Genomic DNA, 17960 nt, shown 5'->3' on the forward strand with positions numbered 1-17960 from the left:
AATGAATTGGCCGCCACTGTGGCGATCCGTTATAAAACGCCATCCGAACAATTGGCGGTACTCCCCATGGCACTCGACAAATCGCTCCCGGCCCAGGAGGGCGGAGACAGCGCGCGCGGTTTTGCTTTCGCGCTTTCCGCTTATCTGCTCTGGGGGTTCCTTCCCTTTTACATGAAGGCGGTTGCGCATATTTCGCCGATCGAGGTCATCGTCCATCGCGTCGTCTGGTCGGTGCCGATTGCGGCGGTCGTGCTGATTGCGCTCGGACGCACGGCGGAAATCAGAACCGCGCTCAGAACCCCCAAGATGCTGGCGATGGCGAGCCTGACGGCTATCCTCATCAGCATCAACTGGGGCGTCTATATCTGGGCGATCGGCGCAGGCCGCGCGCTCGATGCCGCGCTTGGCTATTTCATCAATCCACTGTTCAGCATTTTCCTCGGCGCGGTTCTCCTCAAGGAAAAGCTCTATCCGGCGCAGATCGCCGCCATCGGTCTTGTGGCTCTGGCGGTGGCGATCCTCACCTGGCATGCGGGCAGCCTGCCCTGGGTGTCCATCGCACTCACCGTGTCCTGGGGTTTTTACGCCTTTTTCCGCAAGACCTTGCCGATTGGCGCGACGCAGGGCTTCCTGCTGGAAGTCATGCTTCTGTCCATCCCCGCCGTACTGGTGATGATCTGGCTCGCCTTCAACGGGCAGGCGCATTTCATGGGCGGCAATTCCGCCGATACCTGGCTTCTGGCAACAAGCGGGCTCATCACGGCCGTGCCGCTCATCCTCTATGGCAATGGCGCGAAACTGCTGCGGCTGTCGACCATCGGCATCATGCAATACATCGCGCCGACGATGATCTTCCTCATCGCCATCTTCGTCTTCAAGGAGCCGTTCGACATGGTGCGCATGGCCGCCTTTGCGATGATCTGGGTGGCGCTGGCGATCTATACCGGCTCCAGCCTGCTGCGGCTCAAGCGGTAATCCGGGCTGCTTCCCTCATTCCTTTGCTCATCACGGGAATGGGGAAAAGTGGCGTCAATAATCCACCAGCAATTGCGGGTTGGCATCATAGCCGAAACGCGGTTTGACGCCGAGAAGGCCCGCCGTCTGGGCGATGATTTCGCGGGTCATGGGGGCTGCGGTGGAGGCCGCCGTGCGCCCGCCGTTCACGCCGGTTCTCGGGGCGTCGATCATCGTCAGCACAACATATTTCGGCTTGTGCATGGGAAAACCGGCCACGAAGGCGTTGAAATTGATATCCTTGGCGTAACGGCCATTGATCACCTTGTCGGCGGTTCCGGTCTTGCCGCCCACATGAAATCCCTCCACCTGCGCGCCACGGCCGGAACCCTTGATGCCGTTCCAGTTGAACAGGTAGCGCATATCGGCGCTCGTCCTGTCGTTGATGACGGTACGCGCGAGCGATGCGGCAGCTTCTTTCGAGCGCGGCAGGAAGGTCGGCGAAATCAGGTTGCCGCCATTGATCAGCGCGGCAGCGGCCACCGCCGTCTGCAACGGGGTGGTGGCGACGCCGTGGCCGAAGGAGATGGTGACGGAATTGATCTTCTTCCAGTTTCTCGGCTGGGTGGGCGTGGCAACGCCCGGCATTTCCGTGTCCATCCGGGTGAGAAGCCCGAGCTTCGTCAGGAACTGCTGATGGCCTTCGACGCCGACCCTGTCGGCCACCGCCGCCGTGCCGATATTCGATGAATATTGAAACACTTCCGGAATGGAGAGCGGCCGGTTCCGGCCCTTGAAATCCTTGATGGTGAAGCCGCCCATGCGGATCGGCCGCGACGCATCCACCACCGAACCCAGCGTGATCGCCCCGGCATCCAGCCCCATGGCGAGCGTAAAGCTCTTGAAGGTGGAGCCCATTTCGAAGGTGGCGTTGCTCATCCGGTTGAACCAGCCCTTTTCGTACTCCTTGTCTATGCTGCCATCGGCAAGGGTGCGGGAAGGCTCGTTCGGATCGTAATCCGGCACGGAGGCCATGGCCAGCACCTCGCCCGTCTCCACATCGAGGATCACAGAGCCTGCCGCCTCGGCCTGATAGGCGCTTTTCGCCTTCACGACCACTTCGCGGACGATGTTCTGTACCCTCAGATCGATGGAGAGCCGTACCGGCTCCAGCGGCGCGCCGCTGGCAAGACCCACGGCGCGCAGATCGGCCAGGCCCTGCTGGTCGAGGTAACGCTCCATGCCGGCAAGCCCCTGATTGTCGACATTGACGTGGCCGATAATGTGCGAAGCGGTGGGGCCGCCCGGATAAAACCTTCGCTTTTCCGGCCGGAAGCCTATGCCCGGTATGCCGAGATTGAGAATATCCGCCTGCTGCCGGGGCGTCAGCTGGCGTCGCAGCCATTGAAAGCCGGTATCCGAGCGCAACCGGCGGTGCGTTTCACGCCAGTCGAGATTGGGAATGACGGTCGCGAGTTTCTCCACCACCTCGTCCGGATCGACGATCCTGCGCGGATCCGCATAAAGCGAGACCATGTTGAGATCGGTCGCCAGAAGCGTGCCGTTGCGATCGACAATATCCGGCCGGGAGGCGACGGCGTTTGCGCCGGTATTGATCCATGCGGTCGCAACCGGTTCGGCAAGACCGTATTGGACGAGACGCGCGGCGACGACGGCATAGATGACAGCGAAGACGGCGATCACGATGCCGAGCCTCATGCGCGCATCGACCCTGCGGCGTGCGGCGGAACCGAGGAGCGCCTCCCTGCCCTGCGCGGAATTTCTCTTAATAATAAAATGCGCCCGGCTTTTGAGCCGCACCACAAAAGCAATCATTTCCCGATGACACCCACTCTCATGGCGGCGAAACGAATTCCGCGACAACCAACGCCTTATTGAGGCTGGCACAGGATCAGTCGCGGGGCCATGAAAAGAGAGGGCGGAGCGATGCCGCCGTTAAATCTGTATTAATATACATTTAAAATTGTAAAGAGCCGCCCGGGCGGTCGTTAACGATCGTCGCGCCGATCAGGATGAACGGACCGGGATTCAAGGCGAAAACCGCTTACACTTTTCGCCATCCCGGCCTAGAGGCGGGAAATCACCGAAGGATCGCCTTCCGGGTTCTGCTGCGCGAGCGCCCGGTCGATGATGGCGGGCACGATGTCCTTCACCTCGTCGATGACGAGCGGGTTGAGAAGATGCGCGCGGTGGATGAAACCCTGGTCGCGCATGTGCTGCACCAGTTCCAGCATCGGGTTCCAGAAACCGTTGATATTGGCGAAGACCATCGGCTTGGCATGGCGGCCGAGCTGCGCCCAGGTCATGATCTCGACGATCTCCTCCAGGGTGCCGACACCGCCCGGCAATGTCACGAAGGCATCGGAGCGCTCGAACATCATATGTTTGCGCTCATGCATGTCCTTGGTGATGACAAGCTCGTTCAATTGTCCGAGAGAATGGCGCGTCGCCTCCATATCGACCAGAAATTTCGGTATGATGCCGGTCACTTCGCCGCCATTGGAAAGAACGCCGCTGGCAACTGCGCCCATGATGCCCTTGGTGCCGCCGCCGTAGACGAGGCGAATGCCGTTTTCGGCAATGGATTTCCCAAGCGCGCGGCCCGCTTCCATATGGGCCGGATCACGTCCGGGCTGGGAGCCGCAATAAACGCAGATGGATCGAATCGCTGTATTTTTGTCCGTCATGAAGGGAAGGAACTATGTGCGATGCGGCACGTCAAGAAAATTTGGGAAATCCCTTGCAAATATGGCCTTTTGGCCACTCGCCGCTTGTCTGGCGCAAGGTAAGACGCTAGCAATCTCAACTCGTGTGAAAAGCTTGAAATACCCGGAGATTCCAGGATGAAAAACAATAAGGCCGGTTTGCTGGCGCTGATCGTGCTGGGCGTTGCGTCCCTGCTCATGATCTTTTTCGTCCTGCCGCGGATTTCAAACGACGGCAAACCGATCGGCGACGCTATCAACGAGGCCGGCAACGCCGTGAAGAACAGCGTTGAAATGGGCGCCGACAAGGCGGGCGACATTCTCTCCGACGCCGCCGAGGAAACCGCCAATATCGCCGACAAGGTCGGGCGGCTGGCGGCTTCCGCTACCCAGTCGATCAAGGATCTGACGACGCTTTTCGCCGATAGCAAGGTTCCCTCCGACGCCGATTTCGCGGCGGCGCGCAAGAAGGTCGAGACCTCGCTCAAGGAACTGACGAATATTGAAATTCCAGAGTCGCTGGATGAAACGACGTCGCGCCTCATCACCACCGCCCGCACAGCCGCCGAACGCACCACGGCGTTCCTGCGCGGCCTGCCTGACAACGCGGCGGCGGCGGCGGCACAGGTGCGTCGTCTGGCAGGCGTTTTCGCCGGCACCGACGATGGTGCGCCCGAACCGGCAAAGCCGGCCGCAGCACCAGCCGATGCGGCACAGTCTTCTTCCGGCGCACCGACTTTCGACGTGCTGCGCGTCGAGCCCGATGGTTCGGCCGTGATCGCCGGCAAGGCACAGCCCGGCGCAAAGCTCGAAATCTTGAGCAACGGCAAGGTTGTCGCCCAGACGACCATCGACGGCACCGGCGATTTCGCCGCCGTTTTCGACAATCCGCTTCCCCCGGGCGATCACGAGCTGGTGCTGCGTTCGACCGATGCCAGCGGCAAGGCGACGCAATCCGAAGAAGTGGCAACGGTTTCCGTGCCTGACGGCAAGACGGGCGAGCTTCTGGCCATGGTTTCCAAGCCCGGCAAGGCAAGCCGCGTGCTGGCCATGCCGGAGGCGGCTCCTCCGGCGCTTCAGCCGCAAGCCGCGCCGTCGCAACAGCCTGCGGCAACACCTGAGCCCAGCGCCAACACCGCTTCCGCACCGCTCGCCGGTACTGCGGCTCCGTCCGCCGCGGCTCCGCTGACATCGAGCGTTCAGGTCACTGCCGTCGAGTTCGAGGGATCGAAGATTTTCGTCGCGGGTTCCGCGCCCGCCGGTTCGACGGTGCGCGCGCTGGTCGATGACAGGGAAATCGGCAAGAGCATCACGGAAGCCTCCGGCCATTTCGTCGTCGAAGGCGATGTCGATCTTAGCGTCGGCAGCCACATCATCACCGTCGAGGAACTGAATGCCGACGGCACCGCGAAGGTGCGCGTGCGCGTTCCCTTCGAGCGTCCGCAGACCGACCAGGCAACCGTCGCCATGCAGACGCCGTCCGCTTCGTCGTCAGCGACCACGACCGCGGCGCCGGCCGAAAACCAGAGCACGGCAAGCGACCGCGCCGCTTTCGAAAAGCTGCGCACCGATGTCGCCAAGGCCTTCGGCATTCTTTCCAATCTTTACAAGGATCAGGCCACGCCGGCGCTCGATCAAGCCATTGCCGGCCGCTCCGCCGTCGTCATCGGTCTCAAGTCGCTTTCGGAATTCCGCACCGCAGCCGCGACCGAACCCGCCTTCACCGCTTTTGCGGGCGACATCACCGCCAAGGCGCGTCAGTTGCTGACATCGGTTGAAGCATGGCCGAACGATGTGGCGGCAATCGGCAAGGGTATCGCCTCGCTGGCAAGCCGCCTTGCCGAACTCCACATCACGGCACCCGCTGCTCCCGCGCCACAGGCGCCCGCCGGCCCGCAGACCTTCGAGCAGGCGCCGCTGGCCGAGAGCCAGAACAGCGTCATCATCCGCCGTGGCGATACGCTGTGGCAGATTTCCCGTCGCGTTTATGGTCAGGGCGTGCGTTACACCACGATCTACCTCGCCAACGAAGATCAGATCAAAAACCCCGATCTGATCGAGCCCGGCCAGATTTTCGGCGTGCCGAAAGAGGCGCTGCCGAATGCGGAAGAACTTCACCGCAAGCGGCTGAAGGGCGGCTCCTGAGCATTTGAAGCGTTGCGGTGAACCCGCAACGACCCTATCTGTGACACGCGCGGCGGCTTGACCAAAGCCGCCGCCCTGCTGTCGGCTTCCGGCAGTGACCGGAGCGAACGATGGCCACGAAGAAAAAAACCATTTCGGCGGATTCCAGCAATCCCACCCAGACGCTGATCAATCTCTGGCCCTATATGTGGCCGGAGGGACGGTGGGACCTGAAGATGCGGGTGATCTGGGCCACCGTGTACCTGGTCGTCGCCAAGCTGGTGCTGATCTCCGTTCCCTATTTCTTCAAATGGGCGACCGATGCGCTGAACGGCCGGCTGGACATGGCCGGGCTTGTTCCCGCCTTTCTGCTCGGCGCCGTCGCGCTGGTGATCGCCTATAATCTGACGCGGCTGATACAGGTGGGGCTCAACCAGCTGCGCGATTCGCTTTTCGCCAGCGTCGGCCAGCATGCGGTACGCCAACTCGCCTACAGGACCTTCGTGCACATGCACCGGCTTTCTTTGCGGTTCCATCTGGAGCGCAAGACCGGCGGGCTGTCGCGGGTCATCGAGCGCGGCACCAAGGGCATCGAAACCATTGTCCGCTTCACCATCCTCAACACCGCGCCGACCTTCATCGAATTCCTGCTGACGGCGATCATCTTCTGGGCCTCCTACGGTTTTTCCTATGTGCTCGTCACGGTCATCACGGTCTGGGCCTATATCTGGTTCACCGTGCGGGCCAGCAACTGGCGTATCGGCATTCGCCGGGCCATGAACGACAGCGACACCGACGCCAACACCAAGGCGATCGACTCGCTTCTGAATTTCGAAACCGTCAAATATTTCGGCAATGAGGAGATGGAGGCGCGGCGTTTCGACGTCGCCATGGAGCGTTACGAAAAATCGGCGATCTCCATCTGGACCTCGCTAGGCTGGCTGAACTTCGGCCAGGGTGTGATCTTCGGCATCGGCTCCACCGTCATGATGGTGATGTCGGCGCTTGCCGTTCAGCGCGGCGAACAGACCATCGGCGATTTCGTCTTCGTCAATGCGTTGCTGCTGCAGCTTTCGGTGCCGCTCAATTTCATCGGTTTCGTCTATCGCGAAATCCGCCAGGGCCTGACCGACATCGAACAGATGTTCGATCTTCTGGAGGTGGAGGCGGAAGTCACCGATAGGCCGGATGCAAAACCGCTCGCAGCCGGACCCGGCGCGATCTCCTTCCGCGACGTGCATTTCGCCTATGACCCCGAAAGACCGATCCTGAAGGGCGTTTCCTTCGACGTGCCGGCGGGCAAGACGGTGGCCATCGTCGGCCCTTCGGGTGCGGGGAAATCGACGATCTCGCGGCTGCTCTATCGTTTTTACGATATTCAGGAAGGCTCCGTCACCGTCGACGGGCAGGATATTCGCGATGTGACGCAGAAGAGCCTGCGCTCGGTGATCGGCATGGTGCCGCAGGATACGGTGCTTTTTAACGACACGCTCGCCTACAACATCCGTTATGGCCGTCCCTCGGCCACCGATGGGGAACTGAGGGCTGCGGCGGATGCGGCGCAGATCAGCGCCTTCATCGGCAAGCTGCCGGAAGGTTATGCCACCATGGTCGGCGAACGCGGCCTGAAGCTTTCCGGTGGGGAAAAACAGCGCGTGGCGATTGCCCGCACCATCCTCAAGGCGCCGCCGATCCTCATTCTCGACGAAGCCACCTCGGCGCTCGATACGCATACGGAACAGGAAATCCAGAGCGCGCTCGACATCGTCTCGAAGAACCGCACGACGCTGGTTATCGCCCACCGCCTTTCCACCGTCATCGGCGCGGATGAGATCATCGTATTGAAGGAAGGGCAGATCGCCGAACGCGGCACGCACAGCTCCCTGATGGGGCAGAACGGCCTCTACGCTTCGATGTGGAGCCGCCAGCGCGAGGCGATCCGCGCCGAGGAAATGCTGCGCCACGTGCGCGAAACCGACGATCTGGGTGTCATCGACCGCGGGGAACCCGCCCATTGATGGGTATAGCCGGGGTAACAGGGCCGACAGAAGAACCCCACCATTGCCGGACGGCCCTTTTGGCTGTAACCAGCTAGGCAAAATTTGTCGCATTGCCGTGTGGATCGTGTCGTATCACGACCACATATAGACGCGACAGACGGAAACCGGAGCAAGGAACCTCATGAATCTGTTCGACACCATTCGCAACACCATCGTACCGATCCACAAGGAAGGTTATGTCTTTGTGGCGGCCTTCTTCGTCGCATCGCTGGTGCTCGGCTGGATCGCCGAACCGCTGTTCTGGGTCGGTCTGGTGCTGACGGCCTGGTGCGCCTATTTCTTCCGCGATCCCGAGCGTGTCACGCCGCAGGATGACGACCTCATCATCAGCCCGGCCGATGGCAAGGTTTCCGCCGTGCAGAGCGTCGTTCCGCCGCTGGAGCTGGAACTCGGCAAGGAGCCGCTGGTGCGCATCTCGGTGTTCATGAACGTGTTCAACTGCCATGTGAACCGTTCGCCGGTACGCGGCCGCATCGTCAATGTCGCCTACCGTCCCGGCCTCTTCCTCAATGCCGAAGTGGACAAGGCTTCCGAAGACAATGAGCGCAACGGCCTCGTCATCGAGACATCGCACGGCAAGGTCGGCGTGGTGCAGATCGCCGGCATGGTTGCACGCCGCATCGTCTGCTGGGTAAAGCCGAATGAACCAGTCGATGCCGGTGAGCGTTTCGGTCTTATCCGTTTCGGTTCGCGCCTCGATATCTTCCTTCCCGCAGGTTTCGAGCCGCGTGTATCGGTCGGCCAGACGGCGATTGCCGGTGAAACCGTGCTTGCCGAATTCGGCTCCGCCAAGGGTCCGGTCGTCAGCCGCCGCGGCTGACGGAAACAGGAAGGGCATGCGCATGGAAACGCCGATCGCCGAGCCGCAACAGAACGGCAAACCAGAGGGCCGCAGCGACAGCGGCCGTGGACCGCGGCTGAGGGAAATTCCCTTTCGCCTCGTCGTTCCCAATCTCATCACCGTTCTGGCCATCTGTGCGGGCCTGAGCGGCGTGCGTCTCGCCATCGAGGGTCGCTTCGAGCTGGCCGTCGGCATGGTGCTGCTCGCCGCCTTTCTCGACGGTATAGACGGGCGCATCGCCCGCATGATGAAGGCGACATCCAAATTCGGAGAGCAGATGGATTCGCTGGCGGATATCGTCAATTTTGGTGTCGCCCCTGCGCTGGTGGTCTATGCCTACCTTCTCGACCAGGCGCGCTCCATCGGCTGGATCGCCGCCCTCATTTACGTCATTGCCGCCGGCCTGCGTCTGGCGCGTTTCAACGTCATGATCGAGCGGCCGGTGAAGGCGCCCTGGCAGAATGAGTTCTTCGTGGGCGTTCCCGCTCCGATGGGCGCCATGCTGGTGCTGCTGCCGGTTTATCTCGGTTTCCTCGGTGTCGAGCCGGACAAGCCCTTCGCCTATGTGGCCGCCGCCTATACCGTGCTGATCGGTTATCTCCTCATCAGCCGCCTGCCGGTCTGGTCGGGGAAATCGGGCACCAGCCGCATTCGCCGCGATCTGGTGCTGCCGATGATCCTCGTCGTCGTGCTCTATGTAGCGATGCTGATGAGCTTCACCTGGGAAGTTCTGGTTCTGACGGTTGCCGCCTATCTGGTCTTCATTCCCATCAGCGCCCGCCTCTGGCATCGCCGCTATGGCACGCTGACCATCGAGGAAGACGTGCATGACGACGCCAATGGCGGCAACGGCCTCGATCGCGGCATTTAAAACCGCAGGTTTATTTTTTCTCGCACAAGCCGGCGCAGGATGTGACGCAAAATGTCGCAGCCTGAAAAGCCGGCTTCGTTTTTCTTCGCCTCGAATCCGTCAAGATTAGCCGCGAAAGAAGTGGCTCACACGCATCGCAACGGCGATTGGCGTGAATTGTGGAGAGAGAGAAATGACGAACGAGACGAAGGCGCAGCCGCAGGCGAAGCCCGACCTCAACAGCCACTACCGCCCGCTCGGACTGAAGGCCGTTGCGGCCGCGGCCCTGATGCTGAAGCGCAAGCCTGCCGCCAAAACCGCCTGAAAATATTCGATTTTTTTGATTTTTCGGATTTTGCGGACTGCCCGGAAAACGGAACGTTCCCAACGGAAAATCGACAATCACGCGGCGCCTTTTCCGGGCGCCGTTTTTGTTTCAAGCACTGCCGCTAAACCGCAGAGCGTCAGTCATTCATAAAATCGGCAGCCTTCTGTAACGAAGCTGCAACGAAAGTGTAGTAAAAAGCTCGCCTTCCACAAGAAGGCTATACGAACACCGACGTATAGATTAGTGAATACAAAAGAACTTTTCTATTCCGCATTTTTTTCCACAACAATGCATAAGCCGGCTTTCGAATCCGCAGACATGCGGATGACGAATATTCGGCGTTGAGGGAAGATTGTGAAGACAGGCCAGGGGGGCTTGGGACGGCCATGCAGGATAAAATCCTTCTGATTGAAGATTCCGTTGCTCTTTCCATGCTGCTGAAGACGCGGCTTTCGGAGGAAACGGAAGCCGAGGTCGTCCATTGCGACAGCATGGCCGCGGCCGATACCCTCATGCAGGCCCATAATTTCACGCTGGCGCTGACGGGCCTTAATCTGCCCGATGCACCGAAGGGCGAAATTCTCGCACTTCTATCCGAGCGCAAGGTGCCGGCCATCGTTTTCACCGCCACGGTGGATGAGGAGGCGCGCAAGCGCTACGCCGAAAAGAAGATCATCGACTACATCGTCAAGGACGGCCATCGCACCGTCGATGCAGTAGTCAGAACGGTCCAGCGGATTTTGAGCAACAAGCTCTTCTCCGTTCTGGTCGTCGATGATGTGCGCACAGCCCGTTCCGGTCTCGTGGAAATTCTGGAGCGGCAAAATTTCAGGGTCAGCGAGGCCCATTCGGGCAAGCAGGCCCTGGAAATACTGTCGCAGGAGCCGACGATCCAGCTTGTCATTACCGATTACCATATGCCCGATATGGACGGCTATGAGCTGACGCGCCGCATCCGCGACAGCCGCTCATCCGAAGATTTGCGGGTGATCGGCATATCATCGTCCACCGACCGGTTGCTTTCGGCAAGCTTCCTGAAGGCTGGCGCCTCGGATTTCGTCTACCGCCCCTTCGTGCCGGAAGAATTGCAGTGCCGCATCGATAACAATATCGAGACGTTGAAGCAGCTCAAACGCCTGCGCGAACTGGCCGAACGCGACCATCTTACCGGCCTGCCGAACCGCCGCTCCTTCTTCGAGCGCACGCGGGCGCTGATGGATGTCATCAACGGCAACGACGAGAGCGGCGCAGTCGCCATTCTCGACATCGACCATTTCAAGAAGATCAACGACACGCTGGGCCACGATGCCGGCGACAGGGCGCTGAAAAAGCTGGCAGAACTGCTGCATGACATGTGCGGCGAGCAACGCCACATTCCCGCCCGCCTCGGCGGCGAGGAGTTTGCCGTGTTCCTGCGCGGGCTGGATGCGCGCGCCGCCTATCAGTTCTGCGAGGAGCTGCGCGGACAGGTGGAAAAGAACGGCCGGCAGCTGAGCGGCAGCAGCCTCGCCCTGACGATTTCGCTCGGCGTCGTGGAGATCGAAAAGGGTGAACCCTTCGACAACCAGCTGAATGCGGCGGACCAGCTGCTTTATCTCGCCAAGGCGAATGGCCGTAACCGCGTTTATTCCGATATCATGATCCAGGAAGGCCTGCAGAAGATCGGGCGGAACGGCTGATCCTCTCGGGTGCCGTCAAAACAATGACATCTGCCCTTCGTCCTTTACCGGCTTGATCTTCGCCAGCGGCGCGCTTTCCGGCACCGGCTCGATGAGATCCGCGCCGACATTGGCGACCTTGTTGACCTTGTCCGATACCGGGATCATCTCGAAAAAATCATCCTGAACCGGCCGCATCAGATCGGCGACCTCGCGCGGCTCCTGGGTCTTGCAATCCAGCCAGCGGCTGAAATCCTCGGGCGCGATGACAACAGGCATGCGGTCGTGAATGCGGCCAATTGCGGCATTGGCGGCGGTGGTGAGGATCGCGCCGGTGTCGACCTCCGAGCCATCGGCGGAAGACCAGGTTTCCATGAGACCGGCGAAGGCGACGATGCCGCCGCTTTTCGGGCGGATGAAATAGGGCTGCGGTTTGCCGCCCTCCTCCTTCGGCGGGCGTCGCCATTCGTAAAAACCGGTTGCCGGAACCAGCACGCGGCGATGGCGCATGGCGGCGCGGAAGGAGGCCTTGCCGATGGCGGTTTCCGACCGCGCATTGATGAGCAGCGGAAAATCCTTCGGATCCTTCACCCAGCCGGGTAGAAAACCCCAGCGGACCAGCACGGCCCGGCGATTGGGCAGGTTGCTGCCGCGCTCCTGCCGCTCCCCCTCCATCACGACCAGAATGGGCTGCGTCGGCGCGATGTTGAAACGGGCGGGAAAATCCTCAAGGCCGATCAGATCGAGATAATCGGCGATCTCTTCCGGCGTCGCCTTCAGCACGAAACGTCCGCACATGCTTTTCTCCTCAACCCCTTGGTCCGAACAGGATGATGGCGGTGCCGGCAAGGCAGACGGCGCCGCCGGCAATATCCCACCGGTCCGGCGCATGGCCTTCCACGCCCCAGAGCCAGAAGAGCGAAGCCGCAATGTAAATCCCGCCATAGGCGGCATAGGCCCTGCCCGCCGCCTCTGTCGGAACCAGCGTCAGAAGCCACGCGAAAACGGCCAGCGCCACCATGCCGGGCAGCAATATCCACCCGGTCTTGCCGAGTTTCAGCCAGGCCCAGAAGGAAAAGCAGCCTGCAATTTCGGCAAGAGCCGCCAGAACATAGATGAGATAGACCTTCATTCCACCGTCTTTAGCATGCACAATCGCGCCAGTTCCGGACTATAACCATCGGCACGGAAACCGGAATCGATTTTTCCGAGCCACGTACCACTATAGACAGGCCGGCAACGGCCGAAACAAGCGAAACCATTCATGACACTCCGTATCAAGCCCCGCCCCGCCTCCTCCGCCATTGTCAGAAACGGCGACCGGCTGCTTCTCGTGCGCCGCATCAACCCGCCTTCGAAGGACATGTTCGCCTTTCCGGGCGGTCGCGGCGAAGACGGCGAAACGCCGGCCGAGACGGCGCTGCGCGAATTGCACGAGGAAACCGGCATCGTGGCGCGCAGACCGCAGCTTTTCGCGACATACGATCTTCCCTCCCGCGACGCCGAAGGGGTGCTGACGAGCCATTATTTCCTGTCGGTCTTCACCGTGGCAACCGATGCCGATCCGCTCGTGACTGTCGGCGACGATGCGGCGGATGCGGGCTGGTACACATTGGCGGAAATCCGCCTTCTGCCGGCGCCGGAAAGCGTCGTCGAATGCGCCGAACGCCTGCTTGCATGATTGCCAGCCAGCCAGAATCGCTATTATCTAGGGCCGATCCGCCCGCCGGATGGTCACGAGCCAACAGTTCACGAGCCAATAGTTCACGAGTATGTGTGGGGCAGAATAGAATTTTGATACGGCCAACCATCTTCCTGTCTCTTTTTCTGACAATGCTTGCCACCGCCGGGCAGCAGGGCGTCGCTTATGCGCAGCCTTCAAAACCCGGTTCCGAGGTGCGTCCGGCGGAAGCCGCGCCGCCCAAACCGGCCCCTTATGACGACAAGCTGGCACGGCTGTCGGAGATACTGGGCGCGGTGCAATATCTCAGAACCCTGTGCCCTTCTTCCGGACCGGAGGACTGGCGCAGATCGATGAGCGATCTTCTGGCTGCGGACACGGCCAACGAACCTGAACGACGTCAGCGCATGACGGCTGCATTCAACCGTGGATACCGCTCCTTTGCGGCCATCCACACCAGTTGCACACGCGCCGCCATCATGGCAGAAGAGAACTACCGTAACGAAGGGGCAACACTCGCGCAGGAAATCGCGTCCCGGTTCGGAAATTAGAGGATTATTAACCTCTTTTCGCCGCAGGCCGTGCCGTTTTGATAAAAGGCTGCTAGTGTTGTTAACAGGGTGGTAAGGACTTGCCCGCCCTGTCGAGGATGAAAGATGCAGACAAGCCGTAACGAAATCGACGATATGATCGTGCATGAAAAGATGCAGGTCGCTCTGGAACACCAGAACGAGGCATGGGCTGACGGCATGGCCGACGGCATCGAGCCGGAGATCATCGCCGATGCCGCCATCGCTCTGGCCATGCGCGAAACCATCCGTATCCATGGCGAGGCCGGCGCTGAAGCAATGCTGGAATCGCTGCGCCAGCGCATGCTTCAGGGCGAATTTTCGCCGCAGCGGGTAATACAGTAAAGCCGGGGTCTATCATGTCTTGCCTGAGCAAGGGGCTTTTGCGCTCTTCCGCCCTGCTGTCCATCCTGCTTGCCCTGACCGCCGGGCCGATTGGCATGCCAGGCCGCGCCTTTGCCCTTTCCGAGCTGAAGCCGGCGCAGAACACCGAAAGCGAGCCGAAGGCTGAGAATGGCGGTGAGCCGCAGCAGGCCCAGCCTGCAGAGCCGGACGAAATCGAAGGCGATTCGGAAGGCATTCCCCTGCCCGATCCGCTGGTGGACCGTTCCGCCAATCAGGCGAACCAGCAATCCACCAAGCCCGACAACACGCCTGAAATGTCAGTCGTGATCGAGCACGACATTTCCAAGGCGCCGGAACCCGTGCGCAAGCTGCGCCAGCAGATCATCGAAGCCGCCGCCTCCGGCGATATCGAAAAGCTGCGGCCCTTCATCGCCGCCGGCCAGAAGGAATTCCGCATCGACGGCAATGACGGCGAAGACCCGATTGCGGCGCTGAAAAGCTATTCCGGCGATCCTGACGGGCTGGAAGTTCTGGCGATCATCATCGATCTGCTATCGACCGGTTATGCCCATATCGATGCCGGCACGCCTGACGAAGCCTATGTTTTCCCCTATTTCGCCGGAAAGCCGCTGAATACGCTGACTGCGCCGGAAAAGGTGGAGCTTCTGCGCATCATCACGGCGGGCGATCTGGCGGACATGCAGGAATATGGCAATTACAGCTTCTACCGGGTCGGCATTTCGCCCGATGGCAAGTGGAAGTTCTTCACCGCCGGCGATTGATCGCATCGCGGTGCTTGCCGTTCTCTGGCAAAAATCCTAACTGTGCGGAATGAGCATTCCGGCAAAGCGCATCTGCTTTTTGCCGGAGATCACAGAGTCTCGACGAACCGAACGGTGACGCCATGCCTTCCGCCCTTCTTGCCGACCGCCGCCTGATCCGGGTTTCCGGCACCGGCGCCGAGGAATTTCTGAACAACCTCATCACCGCAGATGTTGAAAACCTGCCGGAAGGCGAAGCACGGGCCGCAGCCCTTCTGACGCCGCAGGGCAAGATTCTGTTCGATTTCCTGATCTGGCGCGATGGCGGGGATTATCTGATCGAGACGGGCGCTGCCGAACAGGACGCGCTGCTGCGCCGCCTGACCATGTACAAGCTGCGTGCACCGGTCGATCTCAAAGCCGAGACGGTCGAAGGCGTGAGCGTTTTCTGGAACGAGACTGCTCCGACGGTGGGCATTCGGGATGGTCGTTTCGGCAAGGCCGGCATCGATCTCGTCAGGCTACCGGGCACATCGACCTCGGGCGAGGTTGCAGCCTATGATGCGCTCCGTGTCGAGCATGGCATTGCCGAATCCGGTCGGGATTATGCGCTACAGGATGCTTTTCCCCATGACGTGCTGATGGATGTGAATGACGGCGTTTCCTTCAGGAAGGGCTGCTTTGTCGGTCAGGAAGTCGTCTCGCGCATGAAACATCGCGGCACGGCAAGACGCCGCGTCGTCACCGTTTCGGCCGAAGGCGCGCTTCCCGCCAGTGGGACGGAGATTACCGCCGATGGAAAACCGGTCGGCACGCTCGGAACCGTTTGCGGCAACAGGGCGCTTGCCATCGTTCGGATCGACCGCATTGCCGATGCGCTCGCATCCGGCACGCCGCTTCTGGCGGAGACTGTTCCCGTGACCGTGGCCCTGCCCGCCTGGAGCGGCCTTTCCTTTCCGGCGGCCGATCCGGCAGCGCGGGCGGAGGACTGAGAGTGGCTCCTGCAAAAAGCCCGCGCGCCTGGCAGCGCATGCTGTCCGGCCGGCGGCTCGATCTGCTCGATCCTTCGCCGCTCGATGTGGAAATCGCCGATATCGCCCATGGCCTTGCCCGCGTTGCCCGCTGGAACGGCCAGACACGCGGCGACCACGCCTTTTCCGTCGCCCAGCATTGCCTCATCGTCGAAACCATCTTCTGCCGCATGTGCACAGGCGCGACGCCTGACGACATGCAGATGGCGCTTCTGCACGATGCGCCGGAATATGTCATCGGCGACATGATCTCGCCGTTCAAATCCGTGGTCGGCGGCGGTTACAAGACCGTGGAAAAAAGGCTGGAAGCGGCCGTGCATCTGCGTTTCGGCCTGCCTCCGCATGCATCGCGCGAATTGAAGGACCGCATCAAGAAGGCCGATACGATCGCCGCCTTTTTCGAGGCGACGGAGCTTGCCGGTTTTTCAACCGCGGAGGCGCAGAAGTTCTTCGGCCTGCCGCGCGGCATTACCCGTGACATGTTCGACATGACGCCCCTGCCCTCAACCGAAGCGCAAAAGCTGTTCATCGAACGTTTCGAGGCGATCGAGGCGATGCGTGCGGTCAAGACGGGGAGTGCGACATGACGGCCATTGTCGTATCGCCGCTGTCGCGGATCGCGGAGATGGCCGTCAAACACAAGGCCCGCGAAATGGTGACGCTGATCGCCAAAGAGCAGTCCTTTCACCGTCCCGCCGTCATTGCCGCAGGCCGGCATCTGACGCTCGCCATGAACGACATCGCATTCAAGGGCACCGCCGATCTCATCGCGCCTGACGATGCACATGTGCTGAAGCTGATCGATTTCGCCCGGCAATGGGACCAGTCAGCACCACTGCTCATCCATTGCTGGATGGGCGTTTCCCGCTCACCCGCAGCCGCCGTCATCGCCGCGCTCAGCCTTTATCCGGACCAGGATGAGATGGAACTTGCGCTGCGCCTGCGCGCCGTCTCACCCTATGCCACGCCCAATGCCCGTATCATCGCCATCGGCGACCGTCTGCTCGGGCGCGATGGACGGCTGGTGGCGGCGATCAAAAAAATCGGCAGGGGCGCGGATACGGATGGTAACGTGCCCTTCGTGCTGCCGCTTGGCAACTGAGGTGGTTTTGGCGGAACCCTCACGGCGTCCAGTCGTTACCAACCCTGAAGAGCAATGAAAATCACAGGATAATTCATGGAACAACAGGCAACGGATATCATCGTCGCATCGCAGGCGGCGTTGCAGCAGGCAAGCGCGCTTGCGGTGCAATATTCCTTCTCGGTCGTCGGTGCGCTTCTGCTGCTGATCATCGGCTGGCTGGCCGCAACCTTCCTGCAACGCTGGGCATTTCAGGGCCTGTCGCGCATTCGCGGCTTCGATGCGACACTCGCCGGTTTCTTCGCCGGCGCCATCCGCTATGTGGTTCTCATTCTGGTGCTGGTCATGGTGCTTGGCCAGTTCGGGGTGCAGACGGCCTCCATTCTTGCCGCCCTTGGCGCCGCCGGTCTGGCCATCGGCCTTGCGTTGCAGGGCACGCTGCAGAATATTGCCGCCGGCATCATGCTTCTGGTGCTGCGCCCCTTCCGGGTCGGCGAATACATCGAGACCAGCACGGTCAGCGGCACGGTGATCGAGATCGGGCTGTTTGCGACCGAGCTGAAGACCAGCGACGGACTTTACCGTCTCGCGCCCAACTCCACGCTCTGGAACGTGCCGATCACCAATTACAGCCGCTTTCCCTCGCGCCGCCACGAACTCAGCCTGACAGTCAAGAATGATGAGGATCTGGCGGCAGCACAGGATATGCTGATGAAAGTCGTGCGTTCGGAGAGCCGGGTTTTGCTGGACCCCGCCCCCGTCACCTTCGTCGATTCGGTCAGCGCCGACAGCGCCACCGTCAAATTGCGCTACTGGGTGCGCAGCGACACTTATTTCGCGACGACCCGCGATGTGACGAAAGCCATGAAACTTGCCTTCGACGAGCGCAAGGCGGAAGTGAGCGCCCAGCCGGCCTGAGACCTCACGTTTCCCCTTTTTTCCAAGCGCGGT

General features: G+C 61.0%; 19 protein-coding genes. 15 read left to right on the forward strand and 4 right to left on the reverse strand.

All coding sequences use genetic code 11. The features are described 5' to 3' along the window. Positions 1-66 precede the first annotated feature (66 nt). Positions 67-975: an EamA family transporter RarD gene (gene rarD / locus ACQZ5G_RS04655; protein WP_035237103.1), complete on the forward strand. Its 909-nt coding sequence runs from the start codon at positions 67-69 to the stop codon at positions 973-975. A gap of 54 nt (positions 976-1029) precedes the next feature. On the opposite strand, the gene ACQZ5G_RS04660 is transcribed toward rarD, so the two are convergent. Then, entirely contained in the window at positions 1030-2790 is a 1761-nt protein-coding gene (locus tag ACQZ5G_RS04660; protein WP_448737544.1) for a peptidoglycan D,D-transpeptidase FtsI family protein, read from the reverse strand. Positions 2791-3041: 251 nt separating this feature from the next. Next, positions 3042-3662, reverse strand: a complete 621-nt coding sequence (locus tag ACQZ5G_RS04665) for an LOG family protein (protein ID WP_448737543.1) — start codon at positions 3660-3662, stop codon at positions 3042-3044. A 156-nt stretch (positions 3663-3818) separates the two neighbouring features. On the opposite strand from ACQZ5G_RS04665, the gene ACQZ5G_RS04670 reads away from it, so the two are divergent. From ACQZ5G_RS04670 to ACQZ5G_RS04695, 6 genes are all read left to right on the forward strand, one after another. Then, positions 3819-5825, forward strand: coding sequence for a LysM peptidoglycan-binding domain-containing protein (locus ACQZ5G_RS04670; RefSeq protein WP_448737542.1), 2007 nt, complete (start codon positions 3819-3821; stop codon positions 5823-5825). 110 nt (positions 5826-5935) lie between these two features. After that, complete coding sequence (locus ACQZ5G_RS04675; protein WP_448737541.1) at positions 5936-7822, forward strand: ABCB family ABC transporter ATP-binding protein/permease; 1887 nt, start codon at positions 5936-5938, stop codon at positions 7820-7822. 163 nt (positions 7823-7985) lie between these two features. Continuing rightward, a complete protein-coding gene (locus ACQZ5G_RS04680) occupies positions 7986-8684 on the forward strand; it encodes a phosphatidylserine decarboxylase (protein ID WP_003520681.1) in 699 nt (232 codons plus the stop codon). A gap of 22 nt (positions 8685-8706) precedes the next feature. Beyond that, positions 8707-9576 (forward strand): CDP-diacylglycerol--serine O-phosphatidyltransferase, encoded by an 870-nt coding sequence (gene pssA, locus ACQZ5G_RS04685; RefSeq protein ID WP_035237101.1) that lies wholly within the window; start codon positions 8707-8709, stop codon positions 9574-9576. Positions 9577-9748: 172 nt separating this feature from the next. Then, complete coding sequence (locus tag ACQZ5G_RS04690) at positions 9749-9880, forward strand: hypothetical protein (protein ID WP_003496883.1); 132 nt, start codon at positions 9749-9751, stop codon at positions 9878-9880. A 389-nt stretch (positions 9881-10269) separates the two neighbouring features. Beyond that, a complete protein-coding gene (locus ACQZ5G_RS04695) occupies positions 10270-11562 on the forward strand; it encodes a GGDEF domain-containing response regulator (RefSeq protein ID WP_003520678.1) in 1293 nt (430 codons plus the stop codon). A gap of 15 nt (positions 11563-11577) precedes the next feature. Here the strand turns inward: ACQZ5G_RS04695 and ACQZ5G_RS04700 are convergent, their stop codons facing one another. Continuing rightward, positions 11578-12339 carry an SOS response-associated peptidase gene (locus ACQZ5G_RS04700; RefSeq protein WP_080817304.1) on the reverse strand — a complete coding sequence of 254 codons (762 nt, stop codon included), beginning with the start codon at positions 12337-12339 and terminating at the stop codon, positions 11578-11580. A gap of 10 nt (positions 12340-12349) precedes the next feature. Further along, positions 12350-12673, reverse strand: a complete 324-nt coding sequence (locus tag ACQZ5G_RS04705; protein ID WP_065654115.1) for a YnfA family protein — start codon at positions 12671-12673, stop codon at positions 12350-12352. Positions 12674-12805: 132 nt separating this feature from the next. Here ACQZ5G_RS04705 and ACQZ5G_RS04710 point away from each other — a divergent pair, with 132 nt between their 5' ends. The 8 genes from ACQZ5G_RS04710 to ACQZ5G_RS04745 all read left to right on the forward strand — a co-directional run bounded on the left by ACQZ5G_RS04710 (position 12806) and on the right by ACQZ5G_RS04745 (position 17927). Next, entirely contained in the window at positions 12806-13222 is a 417-nt protein-coding gene (locus ACQZ5G_RS04710; protein ID WP_448737540.1) for an NUDIX hydrolase, read from the forward strand. A 113-nt stretch (positions 13223-13335) separates the two neighbouring features. Beyond that, complete coding sequence (locus ACQZ5G_RS04715; protein ID WP_059752361.1) at positions 13336-13773, forward strand: TIGR02301 family protein; 438 nt, start codon at positions 13336-13338, stop codon at positions 13771-13773. A gap of 105 nt (positions 13774-13878) precedes the next feature. After that, a complete protein-coding gene (locus tag ACQZ5G_RS04720; protein WP_003501987.1) occupies positions 13879-14136 on the forward strand; it encodes a hypothetical protein in 258 nt (85 codons plus the stop codon). Between the two features lie 14 nt (positions 14137-14150). Beyond that, positions 14151-14918, forward strand: a complete 768-nt coding sequence (locus ACQZ5G_RS04725) for a hypothetical protein (protein ID WP_127757630.1) — start codon at positions 14151-14153, stop codon at positions 14916-14918. A 122-nt stretch (positions 14919-15040) separates the two neighbouring features. After that, positions 15041-15889 (forward strand): CAF17-like 4Fe-4S cluster assembly/insertion protein YgfZ, encoded by an 849-nt coding sequence (gene ygfZ, locus ACQZ5G_RS04730; RefSeq protein ID WP_448737539.1) that lies wholly within the window; start codon positions 15041-15043, stop codon positions 15887-15889. A 2-nt stretch (positions 15890-15891) separates the two neighbouring features. Further along, positions 15892-16515, forward strand: a complete 624-nt coding sequence (locus ACQZ5G_RS04735) for a YfbR-like 5'-deoxynucleotidase (RefSeq protein ID WP_448737538.1) — start codon at positions 15892-15894, stop codon at positions 16513-16515. Continuing rightward, positions 16512-17030: a tyrosine phosphatase family protein gene (locus tag ACQZ5G_RS04740; protein WP_035260753.1), complete on the forward strand. Its 519-nt coding sequence runs from the start codon at positions 16512-16514 to the stop codon at positions 17028-17030. The genes ACQZ5G_RS04735 and ACQZ5G_RS04740 overlap by 4 nt, the downstream gene beginning before the upstream one ends. Positions 17031-17105: 75 nt before the next feature. Then, positions 17106-17927, forward strand: coding sequence for a mechanosensitive ion channel family protein (locus ACQZ5G_RS04745; RefSeq protein WP_078054114.1), 822 nt, complete (start codon positions 17106-17108; stop codon positions 17925-17927). Positions 17928-17960: the final 33 nt, after the last annotated feature.

This window comes from Agrobacterium sp. 22-214-1 (assembly GCF_053522465.1).

Excerpts from the sequence above, each read along its gene's own strand:
- rarD (WP_035237103.1), top strand. The coding sequence starts at position 67 with ATGGCACTCGACAAATCGCTCCCGGCCCAGGAGGGCGGAGACAGCGCG.
- ACQZ5G_RS04660 (WP_448737544.1), bottom strand. The coding sequence starts at position 2,790 with ATGATTGCTTTTGTGGTGCGGCTCAAAAGCCGGGCGCATTTTATTATT.
- ACQZ5G_RS04665 (WP_448737543.1), bottom strand. The coding sequence starts at position 3,662 with ATGACGGACAAAAATACAGCGATTCGATCCATCTGCGTTTATTGCGGC.
- ACQZ5G_RS04670 (WP_448737542.1), top strand. The coding sequence starts at position 3,819 with ATGAAAAACAATAAGGCCGGTTTGCTGGCGCTGATCGTGCTGGGCGTT.
- ACQZ5G_RS04675 (WP_448737541.1), top strand. The coding sequence starts at position 5,936 with ATGGCCACGAAGAAAAAAACCATTTCGGCGGATTCCAGCAATCCCACC.
- ACQZ5G_RS04680 (WP_003520681.1), top strand. The coding sequence starts at position 7,986 with ATGAATCTGTTCGACACCATTCGCAACACCATCGTACCGATCCACAAG.
- pssA (WP_035237101.1), top strand. The coding sequence starts at position 8,707 with ATGGAAACGCCGATCGCCGAGCCGCAACAGAACGGCAAACCAGAGGGC.
- ACQZ5G_RS04690 (WP_003496883.1), top strand. The coding sequence starts at position 9,749 with ATGACGAACGAGACGAAGGCGCAGCCGCAGGCGAAGCCCGACCTCAAC.
- ACQZ5G_RS04695 (WP_003520678.1), top strand. The coding sequence starts at position 10,270 with ATGCAGGATAAAATCCTTCTGATTGAAGATTCCGTTGCTCTTTCCATG.
- ACQZ5G_RS04700 (WP_080817304.1), bottom strand. The coding sequence starts at position 12,339 with ATGTGCGGACGTTTCGTGCTGAAGGCGACGCCGGAAGAGATCGCCGAT.
- ACQZ5G_RS04705 (WP_065654115.1), bottom strand. The coding sequence starts at position 12,673 with ATGAAGGTCTATCTCATCTATGTTCTGGCGGCTCTTGCCGAAATTGCA.
- ACQZ5G_RS04710 (WP_448737540.1), top strand. The coding sequence starts at position 12,806 with ATGACACTCCGTATCAAGCCCCGCCCCGCCTCCTCCGCCATTGTCAGA.
- ACQZ5G_RS04720 (WP_003501987.1), top strand. The coding sequence starts at position 13,879 with ATGCAGACAAGCCGTAACGAAATCGACGATATGATCGTGCATGAAAAG.
- ACQZ5G_RS04725 (WP_127757630.1), top strand. The coding sequence starts at position 14,151 with ATGTCTTGCCTGAGCAAGGGGCTTTTGCGCTCTTCCGCCCTGCTGTCC.
- ygfZ (WP_448737539.1), top strand. The coding sequence starts at position 15,041 with ATGCCTTCCGCCCTTCTTGCCGACCGCCGCCTGATCCGGGTTTCCGGC.
- ACQZ5G_RS04740 (WP_035260753.1), top strand. The coding sequence starts at position 16,512 with ATGACGGCCATTGTCGTATCGCCGCTGTCGCGGATCGCGGAGATGGCC.
- ACQZ5G_RS04745 (WP_078054114.1), top strand. The coding sequence starts at position 17,106 with ATGGAACAACAGGCAACGGATATCATCGTCGCATCGCAGGCGGCGTTG.